General features: G+C 64.1%; 1 protein-coding gene. It reads right to left on the bottom strand.

The window, feature by feature from the left end; genetic code table 11:
- On the bottom strand, positions 1-1,134 hold a 1,134-nt coding region (locus tag IVB32_RS02740; protein WP_247409708.1), incomplete at both ends, for a DUF4082 domain-containing protein.

The following is a 1,134-nucleotide window of genomic DNA, read 5'->3' as shown; positions in this document are numbered from 1 at the left end:
AAGCCCTGCGTGGTGGAGACGTAGTAGCTGTTGATATTGACCGAAACCACATAAGTCGTGCCGGCTGTGATGGTGAGCGGCGTGGCGAGCGTCATCTGCTGCCAGCCCGATGCGCTTTCATTGGTGAACGTGACGGTCGCCAGCTCCTGGCCCGTCGCCGACCAGATGTGGCCGATATGGGTGCCGGTCTCGTTCGAGGCCTTGTAATATCGGATCGCCTGGATCACGCCGGAAGTGTCGCTGGTGAAGCGCATCCCCAGCTCGTAGTCCGCGCCGACCCCGTCGGTCGCGTTGGTGATGGACGGCGTCTGGGTGGTAAACAAAGTGGTGGTGGTGCTCGCAGCTGTAACCGTCGCCGTGGCTGCGCTGGTTGGGGTCTCGCTGCCGCCGAGCAGGTCGGTGTAGGTAGCACTCACACGGATCCGCTTGCCGACCAGGCTGCTGTCGAGGGTGAGACTGGAGGTCGTGGCAGCGAGGTTCGTCCAGGTGGTGCCGTCGGTGCTGCTCTGCCAGCGATAGGTGATGCTCGCCGGGACGCCGTCAGGATCGGTGACGCTGGCCGCCAGTGTCTGGTTCTGGGACGCCGTGCCGCTGATCGTGACGACGCCGACGTCGTTGACATTGGCCACCGCCGTGGCGGTCGCGGCGCTCACCGGGGTCTCGCGACTGCCCAGTAGGTCCGTGTAGACGGCATTGACACGGATGAAGTTGCCGACCTGGGCTTGGCCGAGGGTCAGCGTGCTCGCCGTTACGCCGGCGATGTTGCTCCATGTCGTGCCGTTCGTGCTTTGCTGCCACTGATAGGTGACGGCGGCCGGCACTCCATCCGCATCGCTCACCGTCGCCGTCAAGGTCTGGTTCTGCGTCGGCGTCCCGCTGACGCTCACCGTACCGGGGTGATTATTGGGATTCGCCGCGCTCGCAGCGAACACGACGTCGCGGAAATAGTTTGCGTTCTGATAGACGTTGGTGGGGAAGACGCCCGCGGTGTAGTCGAAGACGCCGGCGCCGACCGGAGCGTTCAGGCCGCCATTGCTGACGCCAGACGCGAAGCCCTGCGTGGTGGAGACGTAGTAGCTGTTGATATTGACCGAAACCACATAAGTCGTGCCGGCTGTGATGGTGAGCGGCGTG

This window comes from Bradyrhizobium sp. 23 (assembly GCF_023073295.1).
Taxonomy (GTDB): domain Bacteria; phylum Pseudomonadota; class Alphaproteobacteria; order Rhizobiales; family Xanthobacteraceae; genus Bradyrhizobium; species Bradyrhizobium canariense_D.
This window is presented reverse-complemented; position numbering and strand designations above follow the sequence as displayed.